6 protein-coding genes are annotated in these 4,638 nt (G+C 59.3%); 4 read left to right on the top strand and 2 right to left on the bottom strand.

What is annotated here, in order from left to right; genetic code table 11:
* Window positions 1–193 precede the first annotated feature (193 nt).
* Window positions 194–1,081 carry a threonine/homoserine exporter RhtA gene (gene rhtA / locus BLX41_RS25765; RefSeq protein ID WP_123727154.1) on the top strand — a complete coding sequence of 296 codons (888 nt, stop codon included), beginning with the start codon at window positions 194–196 and terminating at the stop codon, window positions 1,079–1,081.
* A gap of 158 nt (window positions 1,082–1,239) precedes the next feature.
* Window positions 1,240–1,521 (top strand): hypothetical protein, encoded by a 282-nt coding sequence (locus tag BLX41_RS25760; protein ID WP_123727153.1) that lies wholly within the window; start codon window positions 1,240–1,242, stop codon window positions 1,519–1,521.
* A 9-nt stretch (window positions 1,522–1,530) separates the two neighbouring features.
* Here BLX41_RS25760 and BLX41_RS25755 read toward each other — a convergent pair whose 3' ends face one another.
* Entirely contained in the window at window positions 1,531–2,100 is a 570-nt protein-coding gene (locus BLX41_RS25755) for a TetR/AcrR family transcriptional regulator (protein WP_123727152.1), read from the bottom strand.
* 92 nt (window positions 2,101–2,192) lie between these two features.
* Between BLX41_RS25755 and BLX41_RS25750 the strand changes: the two genes are divergently transcribed.
* Together BLX41_RS25750 and BLX41_RS25745 are read left to right on the top strand one after the other, a co-directional pair.
* Window positions 2,193–2,933 carry an SDR family oxidoreductase gene (locus BLX41_RS25750; protein ID WP_123727151.1) on the top strand — a complete coding sequence of 247 codons (741 nt, stop codon included), beginning with the start codon at window positions 2,193–2,195 and terminating at the stop codon, window positions 2,931–2,933.
* Window positions 2,934–2,968: 35 nt separating this feature from the next.
* Complete coding sequence (locus BLX41_RS25745) at window positions 2,969–3,562, top strand: 2-hydroxychromene-2-carboxylate isomerase (protein ID WP_123727150.1); 594 nt, start codon at window positions 2,969–2,971, stop codon at window positions 3,560–3,562.
* 71 nt (window positions 3,563–3,633) lie between these two features.
* Here BLX41_RS25745 and BLX41_RS36240 read toward each other — a convergent pair.
* Window positions 3,634–4,638 (bottom strand): M24B family metallopeptidase (locus BLX41_RS36240; RefSeq protein WP_259745171.1); only part of this gene is annotated, 1,005 nt, incomplete at its 5' end.

Raw genomic sequence — 4,638 nt, 5'->3', positions numbered from 1 at the left:
GGGGCGAATTATAGACCTGTAGAATCTGCCGTCAACCCTTAATTTGCATTTTCTATGATTCAACGCAAAAAGCCCCGTCGACAGCTTCTATATAGAAGCTTAAAAAGACTTTGCGCACTATATTGCTCATCGCCCATTAGTTAAGCATCATGGTCCACGTGCTCCTCCCCTCACACTCTGGATGACTCCCTGCATGAACGACCAACCGCGCAGCCTTGCCTCGACCTTGTTTCCGGTGGGGCTACTGCTTATTGCCATGGCCTCGATTCAATCAGGCGCCTCCCTGGCCAAGAGCATGTTCCCCGTCGTTGGCGCCCAAGGCACGACCACCCTGCGCCTGATCTTCGCCAGCATCATCATGCTGCTTCTATTAAGACCCTGGCGCGCCACGTTCACCGCCAATACCTTGCGCACCGTGATTGTCTACGGCATGGCCCTGGGCGGGATGAACTTCCTCTTCTATATGTCCCTGAGAACTGTACCTCTGGGAATCGCTGTCGCTCTGGAGTTCACCGGCCCATTGGCGGTGGCCATCTACGCCTCACGCAAGGCTATCGACTTCCTGTGGATCGCCCTGGCCATCGTCGGACTGCTATTGCTGATTCCCACCGGAGCCACCGAAACCGCCATCGACCTGGCGGGCGCAGGCTACGCATTGGGAGCCGGAGTCTGCTGGGCACTGTATATCCTGTACGGACAAAAAGCCGGGGCCGAGAACGGCATCCAGACCGCAGCCCTTGGAGTAATGATCGCGGCACTCTTCGTCGCCCCTATTGGCATCGTGCACGCCGGCACCGCCTTACTCACTCCGTCCTTGATCCCCGTAGCCCTAGGCGTGGCCATCTTGTCTACCGCACTTCCTTATAGCCTGGAGATGGTCGCCCTGACCCGCATGCCGGCACGCACCTTTGGCACCCTGATGAGCATCGAACCCGCTTTCGGAGCACTTTCCGGCCTGCTGTTCCTGCACGAATACCTTTCCATCGCGCAGTGGATGGCCATCGCCTGCATCATCCTTGCTTCCGTAGGAGCAACCATGACAATGCGTCGCGAGTCCAAACCATTAGTTGCGGTTGATTGAGATTCAACTCTGGTAATTGCCGTTCAATTAGGCCATGTTTAGTCGGCTACTCAACGTCAGCCATGGAGTTGTCAGACAGGGATATCGCAAACGTAAAAGACCACCGGTAATGCAGTCACACTCGGGCGTCAGATCCGAGGCTAGCGATAAGGACGGGGATGAAACGATTTTTGATAGTGTTGGCCGTAATTGCTATTGCAGGCTGCGCTGCGACCGCGAAAACTGAAGTCAAACGGGGTAAGAAAGGACTCCACATCAATTGCTCGGGTTTGTCTTCTTCCTGGGATAAGTGCTACACCAAGGCCACCCAGTCCTGCGGCCCCAAGGGCTACAAGGTGATCGCAAAATCTGGTGATACCGTGGAAGACCCGGGGGATTACCCCTTCGGCCTGAACCCAGCCGGTTACACCAGCCGCAGCATGATCGTTATCTGCAAATAGCGGTACCGTTCAATCTTCGGGCAGCCGTTCCAGCTGCCCAATGATCTGCTCATGACTCGATGCCAGCACCTGCTGCTGAATACTCGGGCTCACCAGCATTCGCGCCACCACCAGCGCGCCGACACACTGCGACAGGATCGACCAGGCCAGGCTCTCGCTACCCAAGGTCTGCGCCCAAGCCTGATGCAAACGACAGATCCAGTCTTGCGCCTCCTGCCGCACTTCGACACTACCCCGAGCAATCTCCGCGCCCAACGCTGGCAACGCACATCCCGCCCCCGGCAGCTGCAGATGCGCCACACTCAGGTACTGCTTCAAGCAACGCCGCAGCTTTGCCCGATTCTGCCGGCCCTCCCCGCCCAGACGCTCCAGGCTCTGGCTCAACTCGCGCTCGACGATGGAGCCGAACAGTTCGTCCTTGGACGTGAAGTGAGTATAAAAAGCCCCGCCACTGAGGCCGATGGCCTTCATTAACGCATCCACGCCGACGGTAGAAAAACCGTCGTTCTTGGCCTGGGTTGCACTGCTCTGCAACAGGCGTTCGCGGGTTTCCTGCTTATGACCGACTGAATAACGCATTCCTGGTGGACTCCCCTACTCGCTTGACGACAGAAAAATCATAGCATAACGTTCGTTTAGTTAACGATCGTTTACTAAACAGCGAGCCTCCCATGACTACAGCCTTGAACAAGAACAAAGTCGTACTGGTGGTCGGTGCCGGTGATGCCACCGGTGGTGCCATTGCCAAGCGTTTCGCCGCAGAAGGCTTTACTGCCTGCGTGACCCGACGCAGCGCGGACAAACTGCAGCCGCTGGTAGACGCCATCCAGCAAACCGGTGGCCAAGCCCATGGCTTTGCCTGCGATGCCCGGAAAGAGGAGGACGTGGTGGCACTGATCGAGCAGATCGAAACCCAGATCGGCCCGATCGAAGCCTTCGTCTTCAACATCGGTGCCAACGTGCCTTGCAGCATCCTTGAGGAAACCGCACGCAAATACTTCAAGATCTGGGAGATGGCCTGTTTTTCGGGCTTCCTCAATGCCCGCGAGGTGGCCAAGCGCATGGTCACCCGCAAGCGCGGCACCATCCTGTTCACCGGCGCCACCGCCGGGGTCCGCGGCGCCGCGGGCTTTGCCGCCTTTGCCGGCGCCAAGCACGGCATCCGCGCACTGGCCCAGAGCATGGCCCGGGAACTGGGGCCCTTGAACATCCACGTCGGCCATATCATCGTCGACGGTGCCATCGACACCGACTTCATCCGCACCAGCTTTCCCGAAAAATATGCCCTCAAGGACCAGGACGGCATCCTCAACCCCGAGCATATCGCCGAGAACTACTGGTACCTGCACAGCCAGCCCCGGGATGCCTGGACCTTCGAGCTGGACCTGCGCCCCTGGAGCGAACGCTGGTAACCCCCTCCCATAACAACAATCAGGGAATCTGGATCATGAATAATAAAGTGGAGTTCTTCTTCGACCTGGGCAGCCCGACTTCATACCTGGCCTACACCCAACTGCCGAAGATCTGTGCCCAGACCGACAGTCAACTGGTCTACCAACCCATGCTGCTGGGCGGCGTCTTCAAGACCACCGGCAACGCGTCACCCATCAGCGTCCCCGCCAAAGGCCGCTACATGCTGCAGGACCTGGCGCGCTTCGCCCAGCGCTATCAGGTGGAGCTCAATTTCAACCCGCACTTCCCCATCAATACCCTGCTGCTGATGCGCGCCACGACCGGAGTGCAGATGCATTTGCCGGAACGCTTCATCGATTTCATCGACTGCCTGTTCCGCGCACTCTGGGTCGACAAACGCAACCTGAACGACGCCGCCAGCGTCACCCAGGTCCTGGAACAAGGCGGTTTCGACCCACAGCAGATCCTCGACCTGAGCAATGCCGAGGACGTCAAGACCGCTCTCAAGAACAAGACCGAACAGGCGTTGCAGCGGGGAGTATTCGGTGCCCCCAGCATGTTCGTGGGTGAGGAATTGTTTTTCGGTCAGGATCGGCTCGACTTCGTCCGGGAAGCCTTGAGCAAGTAACCACCGGCATCTGCGGCGACGCTTGAGTCGCCGCAGCCACCTCACCCGCGTTGCGCGGGTGAGGCCTTACGTCAGATCGCCGCAGTCCGAGCCTGCAACCACTCCAGCGCCGCCCCTTCCAATAGCGGACTGAGGCGCCGCCGAACATCACCGTGATAAGCGTTGAACCACTCACGCTCATCCTGAGTCAGCAACGACGGCTCCAGGCAACGGCTGTCGATCGGGCACAGCGTCAGGGTTTCAAACTTCAGGAACTCACCAAACTCGGTCGTACCTGCCTCGCGGTTCAACACCAGATTCTCGATCCGTACCCCCCAACGCCCGGGACGATAAGTCCCCGGCTCGATGGAGGTGATCATCCCCGGCTGCATCGCGGTTTGCGGCGCCGGTGCGGCCTGATAGGCAATCACCTGCGGACCTTCATGAACATTCAGGAAGTAGCCGACACCATGCCCGGTGCCATGTCCGTAATCCACGCCTTCGGCCCAGATCGGCGCACGGGCGATAGCATCCAGCAGCGGCGAAAGAATGCCCCGAGGGAACTGCGCCCGGGACAAAGCGATAACGCCCTTGAGCACTCGGGTGCAATCACGCTTCTGCTCGGCACTCGGTGTGCCGATCGGCACCATGCGGGTGATATCGGTGGTGCCGCCCAGGTACTGGCCACCGGAGTCGATCAGCAACAGGCCATCGCCCTCGATCACCGCGTGTTCTTCAGGCGTGGCGTGGTAATGAGGCATCGCCCCATTGGCATTGAATGCTGCAATGGTATTGAAACTCAGGGATACGTAACCCGGACGCCGCTCACGAGCGGCCGTCAGGTGTTCATCAATGGTCAGCTCGGTGACTCGCTCACGGCCCAGGGCGCTCTCCAACCAGGCGAAGAACTCACAGAGGGCCGCGCCGTCCTGCTCCATGGCCTGACGAATGTGCTCGGCGTCCGCCAGGCTCTTGCGCGACTTGGCCAAGGTAGTGGGGTTGAGCCCTTCCAGCAGCTTCACCCCGGGAAGCAGATTGTCCAGCAGGCCGCTGGTGACCCGTGCCGGATCAATCTGCAAGGTCGCGTCTTCAGGCAC

This window comes from Pseudomonas protegens (genome assembly GCF_003732485.1).
GTDB classification, from domain to species: domain Bacteria; phylum Pseudomonadota; class Gammaproteobacteria; order Pseudomonadales; family Pseudomonadaceae; genus Aquipseudomonas; species Aquipseudomonas protegens_B.
The sequence above is the reverse complement of the archived record's forward strand: the minus strand, read 5'-3'. Positions and strand labels throughout refer to the sequence as shown.